The organism is Streptococcus sp. HMSC10E12, from assembly GCF_001807855.1.
GTDB classification, from domain to species: Bacteria; Bacillota; Bacilli; order Lactobacillales; family Streptococcaceae; genus Streptococcus; species Streptococcus salivarius.
Window position 1 is genome coordinate 1 of sequence record NZ_KV791125.1, and the last position, 821, is coordinate 821.

Annotated in this window: 2 pseudogenes; both read right to left on the reverse strand. The window is 36.9% G+C overall.

The annotated features are described in order from the left end of the window. A pseudogene (locus HMPREF3112_RS10420) lies at positions 1 to 278 on the reverse strand (polymer-forming cytoskeletal protein); the annotation flags it as partial. 325 nt (positions 279 to 603) lie between these two features. Further along, positions 604 to 821, reverse strand: a pseudogene (locus HMPREF3112_RS11825) (hypothetical protein); the annotation flags it as partial.

An 821-nucleotide genomic window follows, 5' to 3' on the forward strand; every position in this document is an offset into this window, starting at 1 on the left:
TTGTCAATGACTTCAGCGTTGCCAAAGACCTTAGCGTTGCCTGAGACCTCAGCGTCGCCAGAGACCCTAGCACTGCCATAGACCTTAGCGTTGCCAGTGACCCAAGCTTTGCCTGAGTGACATAGATTACCCTCCTTTTCTACATAACCGCCTAGTTCCCCTTTTTTTACATTCCCAAAACCAATCAAAGCCTTAATTCTAAATAGCGTGACACCTCCACCGAGTTCGATTGTGTCGTTGATAAGAAACTCATATTTTTTAGCGGTACTTTGTTCCATTTTGTATCTCCTTTTAACTTTATGTTAGAATTTTACTCTCGAAACTTAAGAGTGTCAAGTATTTTTTGAAAATTCAAATCATTATTTCGAGTTAATAAATTCTTTTAAAATAAGGTTTTTCAATATATTTTAGAACTATTATTATCATTTAATTATTATTAAGATTAGATTGATAATTAAAAAATCATAACCACCCGTCTAACGGGTGGTTTGATTAAGGGCTATAAGTCCATAATACCAGCCAGCGCCTAAAGACGCTGGATTTCACTTTGTTCAAGCCTTATTGCTTTTGACTCGTCACAAGCCTCTCAAAGAGGCATTCGCGTTACTTACCATTATCCCTGAGGAGATTTTCATATTCTTTAACGCTTAATTTGTCCAATACGATATCATGCTTCTCTTGTTCCTGAATATATTTCTTAATTGTGGATTCATTAAGTCCTACTGTACTTACATAATAACCTTCGATGCACACCCGCATAGCGGGTGGTTTATTTGTTTCGCACCTTTGGAGCGAAACGGACTTAAAGTCACATAATAAAA